21 protein-coding genes are annotated in these 20,291 nt (G+C 70.3%); 13 read left to right on the forward strand and 8 right to left on the reverse strand.

Translation table 11 applies throughout. The features are described 5' to 3' along the window. Nucleotides 1-12: 12 nt before the first annotated feature. From pgl to tkt, 5 genes are read right to left on the reverse strand one after another with little or no spacing between them, the layout of a single operon-like run. Nucleotides 13-795: a 6-phosphogluconolactonase gene (gene pgl, locus ACIGWZ_RS23935; protein WP_400067795.1), complete on the reverse strand. Its 783-nt coding sequence runs from the start codon at nt 793-795 to the stop codon at nt 13-15. Further along, entirely contained in the window at nt 792-1,820 is a 1,029-nt protein-coding gene (gene opcA / locus ACIGWZ_RS23940) for a glucose-6-phosphate dehydrogenase assembly protein OpcA (protein WP_400067797.1), read from the reverse strand. Before opcA ends, pgl begins: the two co-directional genes overlap by 4 nt. Continuing rightward, on the reverse strand, nt 1,817-3,340 hold the full coding sequence (zwf, locus tag ACIGWZ_RS23945) for a glucose-6-phosphate dehydrogenase (RefSeq protein WP_400067799.1): 1,524 nt from the start codon (nt 3,338-3,340) through the stop codon (nt 1,817-1,819). Before zwf ends, opcA begins: the two co-directional genes overlap by 4 nt. 6 nt (nt 3,341-3,346) lie before the next feature. After that, complete coding sequence (gene tal, locus ACIGWZ_RS23950; protein ID WP_400067801.1) at nt 3,347-4,465, reverse strand: transaldolase; 1,119 nt, start codon at nt 4,463-4,465, stop codon at nt 3,347-3,349. A 35-nt stretch (nt 4,466-4,500) separates the two neighbouring features. Continuing rightward, entirely contained in the window at nt 4,501-6,588 is a 2,088-nt protein-coding gene (gene tkt, locus ACIGWZ_RS23955) for a transketolase (RefSeq protein WP_400067803.1), read from the reverse strand. A 475-nt stretch (nt 6,589-7,063) separates the two neighbouring features. Between tkt and ACIGWZ_RS23960 the strand changes: the two genes are divergently transcribed. From ACIGWZ_RS23960 to ACIGWZ_RS23970, 3 genes are all read left to right on the forward strand, one after another. Next, a complete protein-coding gene (locus tag ACIGWZ_RS23960; protein ID WP_400067805.1) occupies nt 7,064-8,020 on the forward strand; it encodes a heme o synthase in 957 nt (318 codons plus the stop codon). Between the two features lie 57 nt (nt 8,021-8,077). Next, entirely contained in the window at nt 8,078-8,458 is a 381-nt protein-coding gene (locus tag ACIGWZ_RS23965) for a hypothetical protein (RefSeq protein ID WP_400067807.1), read from the forward strand. Between the two features lie 133 nt (nt 8,459-8,591). Then, entirely contained in the window at nt 8,592-9,638 is a 1,047-nt protein-coding gene (locus ACIGWZ_RS23970) for an amidohydrolase (protein WP_400067809.1), read from the forward strand. On the opposite strand, the gene ACIGWZ_RS23975 is transcribed toward ACIGWZ_RS23970, so the two are convergent. The 3 genes from ACIGWZ_RS23975 to ACIGWZ_RS23985 all read right to left on the reverse strand — a co-directional run bounded on the left by ACIGWZ_RS23975 (nt 9,611) and on the right by ACIGWZ_RS23985 (nt 12,409). Next, nucleotides 9,611-10,615, reverse strand: coding sequence for a heme A synthase (locus ACIGWZ_RS23975; protein ID WP_400067810.1), 1,005 nt, complete (start codon nt 10,613-10,615; stop codon nt 9,611-9,613). The genes ACIGWZ_RS23970 and ACIGWZ_RS23975 overlap by 28 nt on opposite strands. A 76-nt stretch (nt 10,616-10,691) precedes the next feature. After that, entirely contained in the window at nt 10,692-11,486 is a 795-nt protein-coding gene (locus tag ACIGWZ_RS23980) for an ABC transporter permease (protein WP_400067812.1), read from the reverse strand. After that, the gene (locus ACIGWZ_RS23985; protein WP_400067814.1) at nt 11,483-12,409 is read right to left on the reverse strand and encodes an ABC transporter ATP-binding protein; all 927 of its coding nucleotides are present in this window, start codon (nt 12,407-12,409) and stop codon (nt 11,483-11,485) included. Before ACIGWZ_RS23985 ends, ACIGWZ_RS23980 begins: the two co-directional genes overlap by 4 nt. A gap of 160 nt (nt 12,410-12,569) precedes the next feature. On the opposite strand from ACIGWZ_RS23985, the gene ACIGWZ_RS23990 reads away from it, so the two are divergent. The 10 genes from ACIGWZ_RS23990 (at nt 12,570) to ACIGWZ_RS24035 (ending at nt 20,258) form a co-directional block, all read left to right on the forward strand. Continuing rightward, entirely contained in the window at nt 12,570-13,430 is an 861-nt protein-coding gene (locus ACIGWZ_RS23990) for a helix-turn-helix transcriptional regulator (RefSeq protein WP_400067816.1), read from the forward strand. Next, a complete protein-coding gene (gene sufB, locus ACIGWZ_RS23995) occupies nt 13,427-14,848 on the forward strand; it encodes a Fe-S cluster assembly protein SufB (protein ID WP_127150287.1) in 1,422 nt (473 codons plus the stop codon). The genes ACIGWZ_RS23990 and sufB overlap by 4 nt, the downstream gene beginning before the upstream one ends. 62 nt (nt 14,849-14,910) lie before the next feature. Next, nucleotides 14,911-16,095 (forward strand): Fe-S cluster assembly protein SufD, encoded by a 1,185-nt coding sequence (sufD, locus tag ACIGWZ_RS24000; protein WP_400067819.1) that lies wholly within the window; start codon nt 14,911-14,913, stop codon nt 16,093-16,095. Next, nucleotides 16,092-16,409, forward strand: coding sequence for a non-heme iron oxygenase ferredoxin subunit (locus ACIGWZ_RS24005; protein ID WP_083104538.1), 318 nt, complete (start codon nt 16,092-16,094; stop codon nt 16,407-16,409). The genes sufD and ACIGWZ_RS24005 overlap by 4 nt, the downstream gene beginning before the upstream one ends. A 7-nt stretch (nt 16,410-16,416) precedes the next feature. After that, nucleotides 16,417-17,181, forward strand: a complete 765-nt coding sequence (gene sufC, locus ACIGWZ_RS24010; protein WP_400067821.1) for a Fe-S cluster assembly ATPase SufC — start codon at nt 16,417-16,419, stop codon at nt 17,179-17,181. Next, nucleotides 17,178-18,434 carry a cysteine desulfurase gene (locus ACIGWZ_RS24015; protein WP_400067823.1) on the forward strand — a complete coding sequence of 419 codons (1,257 nt, stop codon included), beginning with the start codon at nt 17,178-17,180 and terminating at the stop codon, nt 18,432-18,434. The genes sufC and ACIGWZ_RS24015 overlap by 4 nt, the downstream gene beginning before the upstream one ends. 20 nt (nt 18,435-18,454) lie before the next feature. Then, nucleotides 18,455-18,913 carry a Fe-S cluster assembly sulfur transfer protein SufU gene (gene sufU, locus ACIGWZ_RS24020; RefSeq protein WP_400067825.1) on the forward strand — a complete coding sequence of 153 codons (459 nt, stop codon included), beginning with the start codon at nt 18,455-18,457 and terminating at the stop codon, nt 18,911-18,913. Continuing rightward, on the forward strand, nt 18,910-19,239 hold the full coding sequence (locus ACIGWZ_RS24025; protein ID WP_400067827.1) for a metal-sulfur cluster assembly factor: 330 nt from the start codon (nt 18,910-18,912) through the stop codon (nt 19,237-19,239). The genes sufU and ACIGWZ_RS24025 overlap by 4 nt, the downstream gene beginning before the upstream one ends. A 135-nt stretch (nt 19,240-19,374) precedes the next feature. Continuing rightward, the gene (locus ACIGWZ_RS24030) at nt 19,375-19,695 is read left to right on the forward strand and encodes a DMT family transporter (protein ID WP_400067829.1); all 321 of its coding nucleotides are present in this window, start codon (nt 19,375-19,377) and stop codon (nt 19,693-19,695) included. Continuing rightward, nucleotides 19,695-20,258, forward strand: coding sequence for a TetR/AcrR family transcriptional regulator (locus ACIGWZ_RS24035; protein WP_400067831.1), 564 nt, complete (start codon nt 19,695-19,697; stop codon nt 20,256-20,258). Before ACIGWZ_RS24030 ends, ACIGWZ_RS24035 begins: the two co-directional genes overlap by 1 nt. The last annotated feature ends 33 nt before the right edge of the window (nt 20,259-20,291 follow it).

The raw sequence follows: 20,291 nt of genomic DNA on the forward strand, positions 1-20,291 counted from the left end.
TCGTACGCGGCGTCAGGCCGAGGCCGGCGGATACAGATCGCGCGGCAGCTGGGACGCCGCCGCCTCGTCCAGCAGCCACAGCGTGCGGCTGCGGCCACGGGCGCCCGCCGCCGGGGCCTGCACCTCTCCGGCATCGGAGAGGGCGATGGCCGCGGCATTGGCCTTGTCCTCGCCGGCCGCCAGCAGCCAGACCTCCCGGGCCGCGCGGATCGCGGGCAGGGTCAGCGAGACGCGGGTGGGCGGCGGCTTGGGCGCGCCGTGCACCCCGACCACCGTCCGTTCCTGCTCGTAGACGCCGGGCAGCTCGGGGAAGAGCGAGGCGACATGGGTGTCCGGGCCGACGCCCAGGAGCAGGACGTCGAAGGACGGCACCGGGCCGTGGTCCTCGGGGCCCGCCGCGGCGGCGAGTTCGGCCGCATAGGCCTCGGCGGCGGCATCGGCGTCATTGCCCAGCGGGCCGTCGGAGGCGGCCATCGGATGCACCCGGGCCGGGTCCAGCGGAACGCTGTTCAGCAGCGCCTCGCGCGCCTGGGTGTCGTTGCGCTCCGGGTCCCCCTCCGGCAGGAACCGCTCGTCGCCCCACCACAGGTCCAGCCGGTGCCAGTCCACCGCGTCCCGGGCGGGCGCCTCGGCGAGCGCCGCGAGCAGCCCGTTGCCGTTGCGGCCGCCGGTCAGGACCACCGAGGCGGAGCCGCGGGCGGCCTGGGCGTCCACGATCTTCGTGATCAGCCGGGCCGCCGCGGCCTTCGCCATCAGGTCCTTGTCGCGGTGGACGACAACCTGCGGTGCGCTCACTTCGCGGCCGCCTTCTTGGCGGGCTTGGCGGGCGCCTTCTTCGCCGCGGCCCCTTCCGGGGCGCTCCCTCCGGCCGCCGGCTCCGCGGGCTGGGAATCCGCGTCACCGAGCCGGTCCACGCCGTACTTCAGCGCGGCGGCATAGATGTCGTCCGGGTCGAGCCGGCGCAGCTCCTCGGCGAGCAGCTCGGAGGTCTCCCGCCGCTTGAGCGCCACCGCACGGTCCGGCTGGCCGCGCATCGAGAGGGTGGCCAGCGAGCCGTCCGGGCGGTCCAGCACGATCGGGCCGCAGGTGGACTCCAGACGGACCGCCGTCAGACCGGGACCGGCCGACAGGGTGCGCCGGACCGGGACGTCCAGCCTGCCGGCGAGCCACATGGCGAGCAGTTCGCCGCTCGGGTTGAACTCCTCGCCCTCGACCACGGCCGAGGTGACCGTGCACGGCATCTGGTCCAGCGCCGCCGCCAGCATCGAACGCCAGGGCGTGATGCGGGTCCAGGACAGGTCGGTGTCGCCGGGGGTGTACGTGTCGGCGCGCTTGGTCAGTTCCGCGATGGGCTGCTCGGCGGTGTAGGCGTCGGTGACGCGGCGCTGCGCCAGCGCGCCGAGCGGGTCCTTGGCGGGGTCGACCGGGGCGTTGACCGCCCACCAGACCACTACCGGGGCGTCCGGCAGCAGCAGCGGCAGCACCACGGACTGGGCGTGGTCGATGGCCTCGCCGTACAGCCGCAGCACGACCGTTTCGCCGGTGCCCGCGTCCGTGCCGACCCGGACCTCGGCGTCCAGCCGGGCCTTGGCGCGGTCGCGCGGCGACCGGCTGACCCGCTTGATGACGACCAGGGTGCGCGAGGGGTGCTCGCGCGAGGCGTCGTTGGCCGCCTTCAGGGCGTCGTAGGCGTTCTCCTCGTCGGTGACGATGACGAGGGTGAGCACCATGCCGATGGCCGGGGTGCCGACGGCGCGACGGCCCTCCACCAGCGCCTTGTTGATCTTGCTGGCCGTGGTTTCCGTCAGATCGATCTTCATGGCCGACGCCAGCTCCGTCCGTCTCGTGCGAGCATTTCGTCCGCCTCGGTCGGGCCCCAGGTGCCCGCCGGGTACTGCGCGGGCTTGCCGTGCCTGTCCCAGTACTCCTCGATCGGGTCGAGGATCCGCCAGGACTGCTCGACCTCCTCCAGGCGCGGGAAGAGGTTGGCGTCGCCCAGGAGAACGTCCAGGATCAGCCGCTCGTACGCCTCGGGGCTGGACTCCGTGAAGGACTCGCCATAGGCGAAGTCCATCGAGACGTCCCGGACCTCCATCGAGGTGCCCGGCACCTTGGAGCCGAACCGCACGGTCACGCCCTCGTCCGGCTGCACGCGGATGACCAGGGCGTTCTGGCCCAGCTCCTCCGTCGCCGTCTGGTCGAAGGGGGAGTGCGGGGCGCGCTGGAAGACCACCGCGATCTCGGTGACCCGGCGGCCCAGCCGCTTGCCGGTGCGCAGGTAGAACGGCACACCCGCCCAACGGCGGTTGTCCACCTGCAGCTTGATGGCCGCGTAGGTGTCGGTCTTCGACTTGGGGTCGATGCCGTCTTCCTGGAGATAGCCGACGGCCTTCTCGCCGCCCTGCCAGCCCGCCGCGTACTGCGCGCGCACGGTCTCCCTGCCGAGGTCCTTGGGCAGCCGTACGGCGCCCAGCACCTTGGTCTTCTCCGCGACCAGCGCGTCCGCCTCGAAGGAGGCGGGCTCCTCCATGGCGGTCAGCGCGAGCAGCTGGAGGAGGTGGTTCTGGATGACGTCGCGGGCCGCGCCGATGCCGTCGTAGTAGCCGGCCCGGCCGCCGATGCCGATGTCCTCGGCCATCGTGATCTGGACGTGGTCGACGTAACTGCGGTTCCACAGCGGCTCGAACATCGTGTTGGCGAAGCGCAGCGCCAGGATGTTCTGGACCGTTTCCTTGCCCAGGTAGTGGTCGATCCGGAAGACCTCGTTGGGCGGGAAGACCTCGTGGACGATGCGGTTGAGCTCCTGGGCGCTCTCGAGGTTGTGCCCGAAGGGCTTCTCGATGACCGCGCGGCGCCAGGAGTCCTCCTTCTGGTCGGCCAGGCCGTGCTTCTTGAGCTGCTGGACGACCTTGGGGAAGAACTTCGGCGGTACCGAGAGATAGAAGGCGAAGTTGCCGCCGGTCCCCTGGGCCTTGTCCAGCTCCTCTATCGTCGCCTTGAGCGTCTCGAAGGCCTCGTCGTCGTCGAAGTTGCCCTGGACGAAGCGGCAGCCCTGGACCAGCTGCTGCCAGACCTCCTCGCGGAACGGCGTGCGCGAATGCTGCTTGACCGCCTCGTAGACCTCCTGCGCGAAGTCCTCGTTCTCCCACTCGCGGCGGGCGAACCCGATGAGTGAGAAGCCCGGCGGGAGCAGTCCGCGGTTGGCCAGGTCGTACACGGCAGGCATCAGCTTTTTACGGGACAAATCGCCCGTGACGCCGAAAATCACCAGGCCCGACGGCCCCGCGATACGCGGGAGCCGTCGGTCCAGTGCGTCACGCAGCGGATTGCTGCTGGACAAGGGAGATCAGCCCTCCGAGGGAGCGAGGCGCTTGAGCTCCGCCTCCGTGGACTTGAGCAGGTCGTTCCAGGACGTCTCGAACTTGTCGACGCCCTCGTCCTCCAGGAGCTGCACGACCTCGTCGTACGAGACCCCCAGCTTCGCTACCGCGTCGAGGTCGGCCTTGGCCTGCGCGTACTGGCCGCGCACGGTGTCACCCGTGATCTGGCCGTGGTCGGCGGTGGCCTCGAGGGTGGCCTCCGGCATGGTGTTGACCGTGCCCGGGGCGACCAGCTCGTCGACGTACAGGGTGTCCTTGAAGGCCGGGTCCTTGACGCCGGTCGAGGCCCACAGCGGACGCTGCTTGTTGGCGCCGGCCTTGTCGAGCGCCGACCAGCGGTCCGAGGAGAAGACCTCCTCGTAGGCCTGGTAGGCCAGGCGGGCGTTGGCCAGCGCGGCCTTGCCCTTGAGGGCCTTGGCCTCGTCCGTGCCGATGACCTCCAGGCGCTTGTCGATCTCGGTGTCCACGCGGGAGACGAAGAACGAGGCGACCGAACGGATCAGGGACAGGTCCAGGCCCGCGGCCTTGGCCTTCTCCAGGCCCGCCAGGTAGGCGTCCATCACCTCGCGGTAGCGCTCCAGCGAGAAGATCAGCGTGACGTTGACGCTGATGCCCAGGCCGATGACCTCGGTGATGGCCGGCAGACCCGCCTTGGTGGCCGGGATCTTGATCAGCGTGTTGGGGCGGTCCACCAGCCAGGCCAGCTGCTTGGCCTCGGCGATGGTCGCCGTGGTGTTGTGGGCCAGGCGCGGGTCGACCTCGATGGAGACCCGGCCGTCCTGGCCGCCGGTGGCGTCGAAGACCGGCCGCAGGATGTCGGCGGCGTCACGGACGTCCGCCGTCGTGATCATGCGGATGGCTTCCTCGACGGTGACCTTGCGGGCCGCCAGGTCGGCGACCTGCTGGTCGTAGCCGTGGCCGTCCGAGATCGCCTTCTGGAAGATCGACGGGTTGGTCGTGACGCCGACGACGTGCTGCTGGTCGATCAGCTCGGCGAGGTTGCCGGACGTGATGCGCTGGCGCGACAGGTCGTCCAGCCAGATCGCGACGCCTTCGTCGGAGAGGCGCTTGAGTGCGTCTGTCATGGGTTTCAGCATCTCCTACTTGTCGTATACGGGCGTCAGCGCGCAGCCGCGTCAAGTGATTCCCGGGCGGCGGCCGCCACCGCGTCGGCGGTGAAGCCGAACTCGCGGAAGAGGACCTTGCCGTCGGCCGAGGCACCGAAGTGCTCCAGCGAGACGATGCGCCCGGCGTCACCGACGTAGCGGTGCCAGGTCAGGCCGATGCCGGCTTCGACGGCGACACGGGCCTTGACGGACGGCGGCAGCACGCTGTCGCGGTACGCCTGGTCCTGCTCCTCGAACCACTCGACCGACGGCATCGACACCACCCGGGTGGGGACGCCCGCGGCCTGCAGCTGCTCGCGCGCCTCGACGGCGAGCTGCACCTCGGAGCCGGTACCGATCAGGACGACCTCGGGCTTGCCGCCCTCCGCCTCGAACAGGACGTAACCGCCCTTGGCAGCGTCCTCGTTGGCCGGGTACGTCGGCACGCCCTGACGGGTCAGCGCGAGGCCGTGCGGGGCCCCCACGCCGAACTTCTTCGTGTAGCGCTTGAGGATCTCGCGCCATGCGAGAGCGGTCTCGTTGGCGTCGGCCGGGCGGACGACGTTCAGGCCCGGGATGGCGCGCAGCGAGGCCAGGTGCTCGATGGGCTGGTGGGTCGGGCCGTCCTCGCCCAGACCGATGGAGTCGTGCGTCCACACGTACGTCACCGGCAGGTGCATCAGCGCGGACAGCCGGACGGCGTTGCGCATGTAGTCGGAGAACACCAGGAAGGTGCCGCCGTAGATGCGGGTGTTGCCGTGCAGCGCGATGCCGTTCATCTCCGCGGCCATGGAGTGCTCGCGGATGCCGAAGTGGATCGTGCGGCCGTACGGGTCGGCGCCCGGCAGCGGGTTGCCCTCGGGAAGGAACGACGAGGTCTTGTCGATCGTGGTGTTGTTCGAGCCCGCGAGGTCCGCGGAGCCGCCCCACAGCTCGGGGATGACCGCGCCGAGCGCCTGCAGCACCTTGCCGGAGGCGGCACGGGTGGCGACCGACTTGCCGGTCTCGAACGCCGGGAGGTGGTCCTCCCAGCCGTCGGGGAGCTCGGTCGCGGCGATCCGGTCGAACTCGGCGGCGCGCTCCGGGTTGGCCGTACGCCAGGCGGCGAACGACTTCTCCCACTCCTTCTTGGCGTCGCGGCCGCGGTCCAGGGCGGCGCGGGTGTGCGCGAGCACCTCGTCGGAGACCTCGAAGGACTTCTCGGGGTCGAAGCCCAGGACGCGCTTGGTGGCCGCGACCTCCTCGTCGCCCAGCGCCGAGCCGTGCGCGGCCTCGGTGTTCTGGGCGTTGGGGGCCGGCCAGGCGATGATCGAACGGGCCGCGATGAAGGACGGGCGCCCGGTCTCGGCCTTGGCGGCCTCGAGGGCCCTGGCCAGACCGGCCGGGTCCAGGTCACCGTTGGGCAGCTGCTCGACCCGCTGGACGTGCCAGCCGTAGGCCTCGTAGCGCTTGAGGGTGTCCTCGGAGACCGCGGTCTCGGTGTCGCCCTCGATGGAGATGTGGTTGTCGTCCCACAGCAGGACGAGGTTGCCGAGCTTCTGGTGGCCGGCCAGGGAGGAGGCCTCGGCGGAGATGCCCTCCTGGAGGCAGCCGTCGCCGGCGATGGCCCAGATGGTGTGGTCGAAGGGAGAGGTGCCCGGCGCCGCGTCGGGGTCGAACAGACCGCGCTCGTAGCGGGATGCCATGGCCATGCCCACGGCGTTGGCGACACCCTGGCCCAGCGGGCCGGTGGTGGTCTCCACGCCGGTGGTGTGGCCGTACTCCGGGTGACCGGGGGTCTTCGAGCCCCAGGTGCGGAAAGCCTTCAGGTCGTCCAGCTCCAGGCCGTAGCCGGCCAGGTAGAGCTGGATGTAGAGGGTCAGGCTGGAGTGGCCCGCGGAGAGGACGAACCGGTCGCGGCCGGTCCAGTCCGCGTCCGCCGGGTCGTGCTGCATCAGCTTCTGGAAGAGAACATAGGCGGCGGGCGCCAGGCTCATGGCCGTACCCGGATGGCCGTTACCGACCTTCTGCACGGAATCCATGGCCAGGACGCGGACGGTGTCCACCGCCCGCTGGTCCAGATCGGTCCACTCGAAATCTGTGGTGGTCGGCTTGGTGCTCACCCTGAGTCAGGGCTCCTCTCCACATGTCGAACGCCGGGAACGGTTGCCCTCCGGCGGTGCCGAGCCTACCCCCGCCGGTGCGCGCGCCTTTTCGACGCTCAGTCGGTGTTTTCGGCGCTCAGCCGGTGCTCAGTCGGCGTCTTCGGTGCTCAGTCGGTGGGTGGTGGCACGGGACCCCGTCGCTTTGTGCAACCAAGTCAGGACATCGGGTGTTCCCGGCCCGGAAGTGTCGGGCATACGACCAGACTGCCGGTCGGCGGTGCCGTTCGCCTCCTGAACGCCCGGCGACCGCCCCGGGAAAGCCCGTGCCCCCACGGCAGGGGGCGGCGCCCAACACGACACCACCCCCGCGAAGATCGCTCTCTCCCCAACGTCTAAAGTGGCGTGGTAAGCGCAAGCTTTGCCGTCTCTTCCCGGCCGGTCGGGCTTGCGGGCCTTATCTCTGCGGCAAAGGCCGCTGACGTTACTTCCAGGGGTGTGCGTGACGGCCGTCGAATCCCGTCCTGCGGGGGCGCTCTCTCAGGTTCCCGGGAGTCCCGGAAAGCGGCCGTTCGGGCCCCGCGTCAAGGCATTCATCGCGCTGACCAAGCCGCGCGTCATCGAATTGCTGTTGATGACCACCGTGCCGGTGATGTTCCTTGCGGCCAAGGGTGTACCCGATCTGTGGCTGGTCCTGGCGACCTGTATCGGCGGTTATCTCTCCGCCGGCGGCGCGGGCGCCTTCAACATGTACATCGACCGCGACATCGACGCGCTGATGGACCGTACCGCGCAGCGGCCGCTGGTCACGGGCATGGTCTCGCCGCGCGAGTGCCTGGTCTTCGCGACCACCCTCGCGGTCGGCTCCACCGCCTGGTTCTGGTTCCTCGTCAACCCGCTGTCCGCGATGCTGTCCCTCGGGGCCCTGCTTTTCTATGTCGTCGTTTACACGATGATCCTCAAGCGGCGCACCGCACAGAACATTGTCTGGGGCGGAATCGCGGGCTGTATGCCGGTCTTCATCGGCTGGTCCTCGGTGACGAATTCGGTCTCCTGGGCCGCGCTGATCCTGTTCCTCGTCATTTTCTTCTGGACGCCGCCGCATTACTGGCCGCTGTCGATGAAGGTGAAGGACGACTACGAGCGGGTCGGCGTGCCGATGCTCCCGGTCATCGCCGGGAACAAGGTGGTGGCCCGCCAGATCGTCGCCTACAGCTGGGTGATGGTCGCCGTCTCGCTGCTGCTCCAGCCCCTGGGCTACACCGGCTGGTTCTACACCGCGGTCGCGCTCGTCTGCGGCGGCTTCTGGCTCAAGGAGGCGCACGGCCTGCAGGCCCGCGCCAAGGCCGGGATCACCGGAGCCAAACTCAAGGAGATGCGGCTCTTCCACTGGTCCATCACCTATGTCTCGCTGCTGTTCGTGGCCGTCGCCATCGATCCCTTCCTGCGCTGACCGCCACCGCGCCTACCCGCCGGCTGCCTCTTCCTCAGGTGATTACCGGCGGGTAGCATGCTGTTCATGGCAGACACCCAGCAGGCGGACGAGCAGGCGGACGGGCAGGCCGCGACGGCGGTCGAGGGCAAGGCCGGCAAGCGGGCGGCCCGGCTCGCCAAGCAGATCCGCGCCTTCGCCGCAGCGCACGGCGGCAGCGCCGAGGGCCAGCTCGCACACATCGGCCGCGGCCGCACCCGCATCGCCCTGGTCGGTGCCGACGGCGCGTGGGGAAACCTCGTCGCGGACACCTTCGACACCGCCAAGGCCGCCGCGGAGCGGTCCGGCCTCGCGCTCCAGGACGACTTCGACGGCGAGCTCGCCGCCAAGGTCCGCACCGGCCGCTACGAGTGGTCCCGGATGGCGGGCATACAGCTGGGCGGCCCGGCCAACGTCTGACGGCCGCCGGGGCGGCGCGCGCCGGGGCGCACGCCGGAAGCGGAGCCCGCTACCTCACCACCTCCTCGCCCGTTAGGCCCACCGGACGCGACGCCTCGTTCGCGCCCGGCGGGCTCTTGGGTAGGAGGACCGGATGGACGGACTTCCCCCGCTCATCGATCAGCACAGCCATGGCGCGCTGCACGGCGAACTCGGCCTCGGCTCCTTCGAGACCCACCTGGCCGCGGCGGTCGGCGCCCATGGCCCGGCCCCCGCGGGCACCAGCTACTTCGACAGCTGGACCGGTCTCGCGGTACGCCGCTGGTGCCCCCCGCTGCTCGGCCTGGAGCCGCACTGCCCGCCCGCCCGCTATCTGGCCCGCAGGCGCGAGGTCGGCGCTTTCCTCGCCGGCCGGATGCTGCTGCGCGGCGCCGGCATCGACACGTTCCTGCTGGAGGCCGGCGCCCCCAGCGGGCTGACCTCGGCCGCCGAGCTGGCCGCCGCCGCCGAGGCCCGTGCCCATGAGGTCGTCCGCCTGGAGTCGCTCGCCGAACAGGTCGCCGACACCTCGGGCAGCGTCGACTCCTTCATCGGCTACACCGCCGAGGCCCTCTACGCCGCGGCCCAGCACGCCACCGCCTTCGCCTCCGGCGCCACCTACTGCGACGGCCACGCCCCGGAGGCCGGCGAGGTCCGGCGCGCCGCGGACCGCTGGCTGCGCGGCCGCCGCCCCGGGGGGCGACTCGGCGAGCCGGCGCTCGTACGGCATCTGCTGTGGAGCGCGATGGCCACCGGGCTGCCCGTGCAACTGCACTGCCCCGATCCCCGGCCGCTGGCGGGCTTCCTGCGGGCCACGACCGGAATCGGCGCGGACGTCGTGCTGCTCCCCGGGGCGCCGCACCACCGGCGGACGGCGCAGCTGGCCGCGGTGCACGCCCATGTCTACGCGGACGCGGGCCCGAGCCCCGAGGAGACCCTCGGCCAGGCGCCGTTCGGCAAGCTGCTGTTCTCCTCGGGGGCCCGGGGGCTGCCCGAGCTGTACGTCACCGGGGCGCGGTTGTTCCTGCGCGCCATGGAGCGGGTCGTGGCGGAGTGGACCGAGGAGGGGATGTGCGGCCCGGAGGACGGGCGGCGGATCACCGAGATGGTCGGCGCCGGGACGGCGCGGCGGGTCTACCGGCTGGACGCCGCGGCCGGCTGAGGATCGAGCGCCTCGTGCGCGTCGGCGGGGGCGGGCCCGTCGGGCTCGTCCTCCTGGAGCGGACCGCGGTCGCGGAGCCCCAGAGCCACCCGCAGCACACAGATCCACACCAGGGCCGAGCCGAGCATGTGGAACCCGATGACGAGTTCGGGCAGGCCCATGAAGTACTGGACGTAGCCGATGACGCCCTGCAGAGCGATGCAGGCGAACAGTTCCAGGACCATGCGGCGCGCCGCCGCCGGAGCCTTGACGGCCCGCAGGGTGAACCACAGCGCGACGCTCAGCCCGACCACGATGTAGACGAAGTCGACGTGCAGCTGGGTGATCTCCTGCCAGTCCAGCGGGATGCGGTGGACCTTCTTGGCGTCGCCCGCGTGCGGGCCCGTGCCGGTGACCACCGTGCCGATGACGGTGAGCGCGGCGGTCGCCGCGACCAGCAGCCAGGCCAGCTGCCGCACCGGGCGGGCGACCACGTCACGCGGTTCCTCGTCACCCTCGCTCGCCCGCTTCCAGCTCAGTACGGCGACCGTGAGCAGGGCCGTGGCCGCGAGGAAGTGCGAGCCGACGATGTACGGGTTCAGGCCGGACAGGACCGTGATGCCGCCGATGACGGCGTTGCTCATGACGAGCCAGAACTGCGCCCAGCCGAGCCGGGTGAGCGAGCGGCGCCGGGGATGCCGGGCGCGCGCGGCGATGATGAACAGGCCGACGAACGCGCACAGCACATACGTCAGCATGCGGTTGCTGAATTCGATGATGCCGTTGATGCCCATCGCCGCGGTCGGCGTCAGGCTGTCCGGGGTGCACTTGGGCCAGGTCGAGCAGCCCAGCCCGGACTGGCTGAGCCGGACCGCGCCTCCCGTCACGACGATGATGACGGCCATGACGACGGTCGCCAGCGCGGCCCGCCGCACGAAGCGCGCGGACGGCTGCCAGTGGCGGGCGATCAGCTCAAGGGGATTCAGCGTGTTCGGCACGGGTGCCATCGTAGGCGGCGGCTTGTGCAAACTTTCACGAGGGGTCCCGCCATGTCCTCCCGGGAGCTGCGGGCGCTCACTCCCAGCGGAAGAACCTGGCCGCCGCGCCGAGCCCGAGCACGGCCCATACGGCGAGGATCCCGAGGTCGGCCAGCGGGAGCCCCGCGCCGTGCTGGAGGACGGCCCGCAGGCCGTCCGAGAGGGCCGAGACCGGCAGCAGCCCGAGCACCGTCTGCGCCGCCTCCGGGAACTTCGTCAGCGGGACGATGACGCCGCCGCCCACCAGGAGCAGCAGGAAGACCAGGTTGGCGGCGGCGAGCGTGGCCTCCGCCTTGAGCGTGCCGGCCATCAGCAGGCCGAGGCCGGAGAACGCCGCGGTGCCCGCCAGGAGCAGCAGGACGACCGCCGGCAGGTTGCCGTGCGGGGACCAGTCCAGGGCGAAGGCGACCGCCGTCAGCAGCGCCACCTGGAACACCTCGGTGACCAGTACCGCGCAGGTCTTGGCGGCCATCAGCCCCCAGCGCGGCAGCGGCGAGGCGCCGAGCCGCTTGAGCACCCCGTAGCGCCGCTCGAAGCCGGTGGCGATGGCCTGGCCGGTGAAGGCGGTGGACAGCACGGCGAGGGCGAGGACGCCGGGCGCCAGGAAGTCGACGGCGCTGCCCGCACCCGTGTCGACGATGTCGACGGCGGAGAAGAGCACCAGCAGGAGGGTGGGGATGACGACCGTGAGCAGCAGCTGCTCGCCGTTGCGCAGCAGCATCCTGGTTTCCAGGGCGGCCTGCGCGCGGATCATCCGGGGCAGCGGCGCGGCGCCGGGGCGCGGGGTGAACGTGCCGGCGGCGGTGCCCGTGGCGGCCTCGGTGGCGGTCATACGCGCAGCTCCTTGCCGGTCAGCTCCAGGAATACGTCCTCCAGGGTGTGCCGTTCGACGGCTATCGCGTCGGGCATGACGCCGTTCTGTGCGCACCAGGAGGCGACGGTGGCCAGGAGCTGGGGGTCGACCTTGCCGTTGACGCGGTAGGTGCCCGGGGTCGGTTCGGTGGCGGCGCTGTCGGCGGGTAGCGCCTTGAGCAGGGAGGCGACGTCGAGGCCCGGCCGGCCGGTGAAGCGCAGGCTGTTCTCCGCGCCGCCCCGGCACAGCTCGTCCGGGCTGCCCTGGGCGATGACCCGGCCGCCGTCGATGATCGCGACATCGTCGGCGAGCTGCTCGGCCTCGTCCATGAAGTGGGTGGTCAGGACGGTGCTCACGCCGTCGGTGCGCAGTTCCCGGACGAGGTCCCAGGTGGCGTGCCGGGCCTGCGGATCGAGGCCGGCGGTGGGCTCGTCGAGGAAGACCAGCTCGGGGCGGCCGACGACGGCCATCGCCAGCGCGAGCCGCTGCTGCTGGCCGCCGGACAGCCGCCGGTAGGGCGTACGGCCGCAGCTGCCCAGGCCGAGCCGGTCGATGAGCGTGCCGACGTCGAGGGGATGGGCGTGCAGGGTGGCGGTGTGCCGCAGCATTTCCTCGGCGCGGGCGCCCGGATAGACCCCGCCGGACTGGAGCATGACGCCGATCCGGGGGCGCAGCGCGGCGGCCTCGGCGACGGGGTCCAGGCCCAGGACGCGGACCGTGCCCTCGTCCGGACGGCGGTATCCCTCGCAGGTTTCCACGGTGGTGGTCTTGCCGGCGCCGTTGGGGCCGAGCACGGCGGTCACCGCGCCGCGCGCGACGGTCAGATCGAGCCCGTCGACGGCGGTCTTGGTCCCGTATCGCTTGACCAGGCCGACGACCTCGACGGCAGGCTCGCTTCGCATGGCGGGCAGTTTACGGAGCGGGCGCCGGGTGCCGGTGCGCGGGGGCTCGGGTTCAGCCACGGCCGGACCGGAAGATAGGTGACCCTAAGTGACGGAGACCACCAGTCCGTCATCCGGACATGGGTTGAATCGCTCTGAGGAATTACGCAACAATGGCGTTGTGAAAAACCCGAGCGAGGATCAGGGAGGACCCGCGGTCGAGCCGACCGCCGGGCCGGCCCCGGCCGCGCCCGAGGCCTCCCCGGTCCCGCGGCCCGCTCATCCCGCCCCGTCGGCACACGACGAGCAGCAGGGCACCCGCAACCGCGTCGCCCGCTCCATCCTCGACCACGGCCCGTCCACCGCGGCCGAGCTGGCGCTGCGCCTGGAGCTCACCCAGGCGGCGGTCCGCCGCCATCTGGACGCACTGGCCGCCGAGGGTGTCGTCGAGCCCCGTGAGAAGCGGGTCTACGGCGCGCGCGGCCGCGGCCGCCCCGCCAAGGCCTTCGCCCTCACCGACTGCGGCCGGGACGCCTTCGACCAGGCCTACGACCAGCTGGCCTCGGACGCGCTGCGCTGGATCGCGCAGTCCGCGGGCGGCGGCGCCATGGGCGAGGCGGCGGTCGCGGCGTTCGCCCGCGCGCGGCTCGCGGCCCAGGCCAAGGGCTACCGCGAGGCCGTCGAGGCCGCCGAGCCGGAGGCTCGTACCCGGGCCCTTGCCGAGGCATTGACCGCGGACGGGTACGCTGCTACGGCCCGCAGCGCGCCCAACCCTCAGCTCGGTGAACAGCTCTGCCAGCACCATTGCCCGGTCGCCCATGTCGCCGAGCAGTACCCGCAGCTGTGCGAGGCGGAGACCGAGGTCTTCTCCCGTTTGCTCGGGACGCACGTACAGCGTCTTGCCACCATCGCCCACGGCGACGGAGTGTGTACGACCTTCATCCCGAAGGCCGGGGCCGGCAAGGCGGCTCACCGCAGCGGTGAGCGCACCACAAAGACCACCACAGCATCTGCAAGCACGGCCGGGAGGAACCCCGCATGACGCTCCCCACGGAGACTGCTCACCCTGAGCTCGAGGGCCTGGGCAAGTACGAATACGGCTGGGCCGACTCCGACGTGGCCGGCGCCTCCGCCAAGCGCGGTCTTTCCGAGGCCGTCGTCCGCGACATCTCGGGGAAGAAGAACGAGCCGGAGTGGATGCTCAAGCTCCGCCTCAAGGGTCTGAAGCTGTTCGACAAGAAGCCCATGCCGAACTGGGGCTCGGACCTGTCGGGCATCGACTTCGACAACATCAAGTACTTCGTCCGCTCCACCGAGCAGCAGGCCGCCTCCTGGGAGGACCTGCCCGAGGACATCAAGAACACCTACGACAAGCTCGGCATCCCCGAGGCGGAGAAGCAGCGCCTGGTCGCCGGTGTCGCCGCGCAGTACGAGTCCGAGGTCGTCTACCACCAGATCCGCGAGGACCTGGAGGAGCAGGGCGTCATCTTCCTGGACACCGACACCGCGCTCAAGGAGCACCCGGAGCTCTTCCAGGAGTACTTCGGCACGGTCATCCCGGTCGGCGACAACAAGTTCGCGTCGCTGAACACCGCGGTGTGGTCCGGCGGCTCGTTCATCTACGTCCCCAAGGGTGTCCACGTCGACATCCCGCTGCAGGCCTACTTCCGGATCAACACCGAGAACATGGGCCAGTTCGAGCGGACGCTGATCATCGTCGACGAGGACGCCTACGTCCACTACGTCGAGGGCTGCACGGCGCCGATCTACAAGTCGGACTCGCTGCACTCCGCGGTCGTGGAGATCATCGTCAAGAAGGGCGGCCGCTGCCGCTACACGACCATCCAGAACTGGTCGAACAACGTCTACAACCTGGTCACCAAGCGCGCCGTCGCCTACGAGGGCGCGACCATGGAGTGGGTCGACGGCAACCTCGGCTCCAAGGTGACGATGAAGTACCCGGCCGTCTACCTGATGGGCGAGCACGCCAAGGGCGAGACCCTGTCCATCGCCTTCGCGGGCGAGGGCCAGCACCAGGACGCCGGCTCCAAGATGGTCCACATGGCGCCGAACACCTCCTCCAACATCGTCTCGAAGTCGGTGGCGCGTGGCGGCGGCCGCACGTCCTACCGCGGTCTGGTCGAGATCGGCGAGGGCGCCGCGGGCTCCAAGTCCAACGTGCTGTGCGACGCGCTGCTGGTGGACACCATCTCCCGCTCGGACACCTACCCCTACGTCGATGTCCGCGAGGACGACGTGTCGATGGGCCACGAGGCGACCGTCTCCAAGGTCAGCGAGGACCAGCTCTTCTACCTGATGGCCCGCGGCCTGACGGAGTTCGAGGCCATGGCGATGATCGTGCGCGGCTTTGTCGAGCCGATCGCCCGTGAGCTGCCGATGGAGTACGCCCTGGAGCTCAACCGGCTGATCGAGCTGCAGATGGAAGGCGCGGTCGGCTGACGGCCCGCACCTCCGGCAGCGACCGACTTCCCTGATTGCAGAAAGCGAGCACGACGACAGCCATGGCTGAGGCTCAGAACATCCCGGCGGGTTCCACGACCACCGGCTCCATCGCGGTGGCCGCGGAGTCCACCGTCGCCACTCGGATGAGCGCCCCGCCGTCCTACGACGTGGCGGACTTCCCGGTGCCGCACGGCCGCGAGGAGGAGTGGCGCTTCACGCCCCTCGCGCGTCTGAAGGGCCTGCACGACGGCTCCGCCGCGGCCGGCGGTCCGGACCTGAAGATCGACATCACCGCGCCCGAGGGCGTCACCCACGAGCTGGTCGACCGCGCCGACCCGCGGGTCGGCAAGGCCGGCACCCCCGTGGACCGGGTCGCGGCGCAGGCGTACAGCTCCTTCGAGAAGGCCTCGGTCGTCACGGTCCCCAAGGAGACCGTGCTGTCCGAGCCGATCCGGATCACCGTGCACGGCGAGGGCGGCACGGCCTTCGGCCACCAGGTCATCGAGCTCGGCGCGTTCGCCGAGGCGGTCGTCGTCATCGACCACACCGGTGACGCGGTGCTCGCCGCCAACGTCGACTACCTCCTCGGCGACGGCGCCAAGCTGACCGTCGTCTCGGTCCAGGACTGGGACGACACGGCCGTCCACGTCGGGCAGCACAACGCCCTGGTCGGCCGGGACGCCTCCTTCAAGTCCGTGGTCGTCACCTTCGGCGGCGACCTCGTCCGCCTGCACCCGCGCATCAACTACGCGGGCCCCGGCGGCGAGGCCGAGCTCTACGGCCTGTACTTCACCGAGCGGGGGCAGCACCAGGAGCACCGCCTCATGGTCGACCACGAGGCGCCCAACTGCCGCTCCCACGTGACGTACAAGGGCGCGCTGCAGGGCCAGGACGCGCACGCGGTGTGGATCGGCGACGTCCTGATCCAGGCCTCCGCCACCGGCACGGACACCTACGAGCTCAACCGCAACCTCGTCCTGACCGACGGCGCGCGGGTCGACTCGGTGCCGAACCTCGAGATCGAGACCGGCGAGATCGTCGGCGCCGGCCACGCCTCGGCGACCGGCCGCTTCGACGACGAGCAGCTGTTCTACCTGATGGCCCGCGGCATCCCGGCCGACGAGGCCCGCCGACTGGTCGTCCGCGGCTTCTTCGCCGAGCTGGTCCAGCAGATCGGTCTCCCGGACGTCGAAGAGCGCCTGATGAGCAAGATCGAGGCCGAGCTGGAAGCGTCCGCGGTATGAGCTACGTACGCGCAGCGGCGCTCAGCGAGCTGGAGGAGGACACCCCCAAGAGGGTGGAGATCGACGGCACGCCGGTCTCCCTGGTCCGCACCGAGGGCGAGGTGTTCGCGATCAACGACATCTGCTCGCATGCGAACGTCTCCCTCTCGGAGGGCGAGGTCGAGGACTGCTCGATCGAGTGCTGGCTGCACGGCTCGAGCTTCGACCTGCGCACCGGCAAGCCGAGCGGCCTTCCCGCGACGCGCCCCGTCCCCGTATACCCCGTAAAGATCGAAGGGGACGACGTGCTCGTCTCCGTCACCCAGGAGTCCTGAGTTCCCCATGGCAACGCTTGAGATCCACGACCTGCACGTCTCCGTCGACGCCGAGAACGGCCCGCGCGAGATCCTGAAGGGCGTCGACCTGACCGTGAAGCAGGGCGAGACGCACGCCATCATGGGCCCCAACGGCTCCGGCAAGTCGACTCTCGCCTACTCCCTGGCGGGTCACCCCAAGTACACGATCACCGGCGGCACCGTCACCCTCGACGGCGAGGACGTCCTGGAGATGTCCGTCGACGAGCGCGCCCGGGCCGGCGTCTTCCTCGCCATGCAGTACCCGGTCGAGGTCCCCGGTGTCTCCGTCTCCAACTTCCTGCGCACCTCCGCGACCGCGATCCGCGGCGAGGCCCCCAAGCTGCGGCTGTGGGTCAAGGAGGTCAAGGAGGCCATGGAGCGTCTCCAGATGGACCCCGCGTTCGCCGAGCGCAACGTCAACGAGGGCTTCTCCGGCGGTGAGAAGAAGCGCCACGAGATCCTCCAGCTGGAGCTGCTCAAGCCGGCCATCGCGATCCTCGACGAGACCGACTCCGGCCTGGACGTCGACGCGCTGCGCACCGTCTCCGAGGGCGTCAACCGCGTCCGCGAGACCGGCCAGGTCGGCACCCTGCTGATCACTCACTACACGCGCATCCTGCGCTACATCAAGCCCGACCACGTCCATGTGTTCGCGAACGGCCGCATCGCCGAGTCCGGTGGCGCCGAGCTCGCCGACAAGCTGGAGGCCGAGGGCTACGAGGCTTACACGAAGGGTGGCGCAACCGCGTGACACAGCTGCCGGGCCTCCTCGACACAGAGGCGATCCGTAAGGACTTCCCCCTTCTGGACCGTCAGGTCCACGACGGGAAGAAGATCGTGTACCTGGACAACGCCGCGACGTCCCAGAAGCCGCGCCAGGTCCTCGATGCCCTGAACGCCTACTACGAACGTCACAACGCCAACGTCCACCGCGGCGTGCATGTGCTCGCCGAGGAGGCCACGGCGCTGTACGAAGGCGCCCGCGACAAGGTCGCGGCCTTCATCAACGCCCCGAGCCGCGACGAGGTGATCTTCACCAAGAACGCCTCGGAGTCGCTCAACCTCGTGGCCAACATGCTCGGCTGGGCCGATGAGCCCTACCGCGTGGACCGCGAGACCGAGATCGTCATCACGGAGATGGAGCACCACTCCAACATCGTCCCGTGGCAGCTGCTCTCGCAGCGCACCGGCGCGAAGCTGAAGTGGTTCGGCATCACCGACGACGGCCGCCTCGACCTGTCCAACATCGACGAGATCATCACGGAGCAGACGAAGATCGTCTCCTTCACGCTGGTCTCCAACATCATGGGCACCATCAACCCGGTCGAGACGATCATCCGTCGCGCCCAGGAGGTGGGCGCGCTGGTCTGCATCGACGCCTCGCAGGCCGCCCCGCACATGGTGCTGGACGTCCAGGCGCTGCAGGCCGACTTCGTCGCCTTCACCGGCCACAAGATGTGCGGCCCGACCGGCATCGGCGTCCTGTGGGGCCGCCAGGAACTGCTGGAGGACCTCCCGCCGTTCCTCGGCGGCGGCGAGATGATCGAGACCGTCTCGATGCACTCCTCGACCTATGCGCCCGCGCCGCACAAGTTCGAGGCCGGTACGCCCCCGATCGCCCAGGCCGTCGGCCTCGGCGCGGCCGTGGACTACCTCACCGCGATCGGCATGGACAAGATCGCCGAGCATGAGCACGCGATCACCGAGTACGCCGTCAAGCGGCTGCTGGAGGTCCCCGACCTGCGCATCATCGGCCCCAGCACGGCCGAGGAGCGCGGCGCGACGATCTCCTTCACGCTCGGCGACATCCACCCGCACGACGTCGGCCAGGTGCTGGACGAGCAGGGCATCGCGGTCCGGGTGGGTCACCACTGCGCGCGTCCGGTCTGCCTGCGCTACGGAATTCCTGCGACCACGCGAGCGTCGTTCTACCTGTACTCCACCCCGGCCGAGGTCGACGCCTTGGTCGAGGGGCTTGAGCACGTCCGTAACTTCTTCGGATGAGGACGAGGACTGACTGAGTCGTGAAGCTGGATTCCATGTACCAGGACGTCATCCTGGACCACTACAAGCACCCGCACGGGCGCGGTCTTCGCGACGGCGACGCCGAGGTGCACCACACCAACCCGACCTGCGGCGACGAGATCACCCTGCGCGTGCGGCTGGACGGCGCGAGGATTGAAGATGTGTCGTACGAGGGGCAGGGCTGCTCCATCAGCCAGGCCTCCGCGTCCGTCCTCAACGACCTCCTGGTCGGCAAGCAGCTCGGTGAGGCGCAGAAGATCCAGGAGACGTTCCTGGAGCTGATGCAGTCCAAGGGCAAGCTGGAGCCGGATGACGCCATGGAGGAGGTGCTGGAGGACGCGGTCGCGTTCGCCGGTGTCTCCAAGTACCCGGCGCGTGTGAAGTGCGCGCTGCTCAGCTGGATGGCCTGGAAGGACGCCACGGCCAAGGCCCTCTCCGAGGAGGCGAAGACCGCATGACGGAAACGACCACCAAGCCGGCCTCGGAGGAAGAGGTCCGCGAGGCGCTGTACGACGTCGTCGACCCCGAGCTGGGCATCGATGTCGTCAATCTCGGCCTGATCTACGGCATCCACATCGATGACGCCAACATCGCCACCCTCGACATGACGCTGACCTCCGCGGCCTGTCCGCTGACCGACGTCATCGAGGACCAGGCGAAGTCGGCCACCGAAGGCATCGTCAACGAGCTGAAGATCAACTGGGTCTGGATGCCCCCGTGGGGCCCCGACAAGATCACCGACGACGGCCGCGAGCAGCTGCGCGCGCTCGGCTTCAACGTCTGACGAGATCCCCCGCAGCGATCGGCGCGATACGGCCGTGCCCGCCAGGAAACTCTGGCGGGCACGGCCGTATCGCCGTTGTGGGCGTCACGCCGTCGCTGTGTACGCACGTACACAACGTTGTGTACGCTCGTACGCATGGTCTATGTCACGCTCGGCACCGCGATCCTGTCCGAGATACTCGCGACCACCGCGATGAAGTACAGCGACGGGTTCAGCAGGCTCTGGCCGTCGGTGGGCACGGTGGTGGGGTACCTCATCGCCTTCGCGCTGCTGGCGCAGACGCTGAAGACGATGAGCATCGGGACCGCGTATGCGATCTGGTCCGGGGCCGGGACGGCCGTGATCGCGGCGATCGGCATGGCGTTCCTCGGGGAGAGCACCAGCGCGCTGAAGATCTTCGGGGTGCTGCTGGTCATCGCGGGGGTCGTGGCCCTGAACCTGGACGGTGCGCACTGATGGCGCGGCGCTACGACCCCGACAGGCGGCAGCGGATCATCGATGCGGCGATCCGCGTGGTCGGCGAGCGGGGCATCGCCGGGCTCAGCCACCGGGCGGTGGCCGCCGCCGCGGATGTGCCGCTGGGCTCGACCACGTACCACTTCCGGACCCTGGACGATCTGCTGGTCGCGGCGCTGGAGCAGGTCGACGAGGAGTGGATGGCCGACTTCGCGCGATGGGTGGCGAGCATCGATCCGGCGGTGCCGCTCACCGAGGAGGTCGCGCGCTATGTGGCGGACGTCCTGGGAGGGGACCGGGCACAGACGGAGCTGGTGTACGAGCTGTATCTGGCGGCGCTGCGGCATACGGCGGTGCGGCCCATCGCGGCCGCCTGCCTGAACGAGATGGCGCAGCTGCTCGGGCAGCGGATCGGCGACCTCGCGACGGCGCGGGCCGTGGTGGCCGTCGCCGACGGGCTGGTGCTCCAGCATCTGCTCACCGGACAGCCCTTCGATCCGGACGCGCTGCGCGCCGGACTGGCCGGGGTGCTGGACCCGGGCCGCGGCGGCCGCGGCTCGTAGGGCCCTACGAAGCGGTTGGTGCGACCCTACGGC

It is taken from the genome of Streptomyces sp. NPDC053427 (assembly GCF_044544985.1).
GTDB lineage: Bacteria > Actinomycetota > Actinomycetes > Streptomycetales > Streptomycetaceae > Streptomyces.

Coding starts and splice junctions, on each gene's coding strand:
- opcA (WP_400067797.1), bottom strand. CDS start 1,820: ATGAAGATCGATCTGACGGAAACCACGGCCAGCAAGATCAACAAGGCG.
- tal (WP_400067801.1), bottom strand. CDS start 4,465: ATGACAGACGCACTCAAGCGCCTCTCCGACGAAGGCGTCGCGATCTGG.
- ACIGWZ_RS23965 (WP_400067807.1), top strand. CDS start 8,078: ATGCTGTTCATGGCAGACACCCAGCAGGCGGACGAGCAGGCGGACGGG.
- ACIGWZ_RS23970 (WP_400067809.1), top strand. CDS start 8,592: ATGGACGGACTTCCCCCGCTCATCGATCAGCACAGCCATGGCGCGCTG.
- ACIGWZ_RS23980 (WP_400067812.1), bottom strand. CDS start 11,486: ATGACCGCCACCGAGGCCGCCACGGGCACCGCCGCCGGCACGTTCACC.
- ACIGWZ_RS23985 (WP_400067814.1), bottom strand. CDS start 12,409: ATGCGAAGCGAGCCTGCCGTCGAGGTCGTCGGCCTGGTCAAGCGATAC.
- sufB (WP_127150287.1), top strand. CDS start 13,427: ATGACGCTCCCCACGGAGACTGCTCACCCTGAGCTCGAGGGCCTGGGC.
- sufD (WP_400067819.1), top strand. CDS start 14,911: ATGGCTGAGGCTCAGAACATCCCGGCGGGTTCCACGACCACCGGCTCC.
- ACIGWZ_RS24005 (WP_083104538.1), top strand. CDS start 16,092: ATGAGCTACGTACGCGCAGCGGCGCTCAGCGAGCTGGAGGAGGACACC.
- sufC (WP_400067821.1), top strand. CDS start 16,417: ATGGCAACGCTTGAGATCCACGACCTGCACGTCTCCGTCGACGCCGAG.
- ACIGWZ_RS24025 (WP_400067827.1), top strand. CDS start 18,910: ATGACGGAAACGACCACCAAGCCGGCCTCGGAGGAAGAGGTCCGCGAG.
- ACIGWZ_RS24030 (WP_400067829.1), top strand. CDS start 19,375: ATGGTCTATGTCACGCTCGGCACCGCGATCCTGTCCGAGATACTCGCG.
- ACIGWZ_RS24035 (WP_400067831.1), top strand. CDS start 19,695: ATGGCGCGGCGCTACGACCCCGACAGGCGGCAGCGGATCATCGATGCG.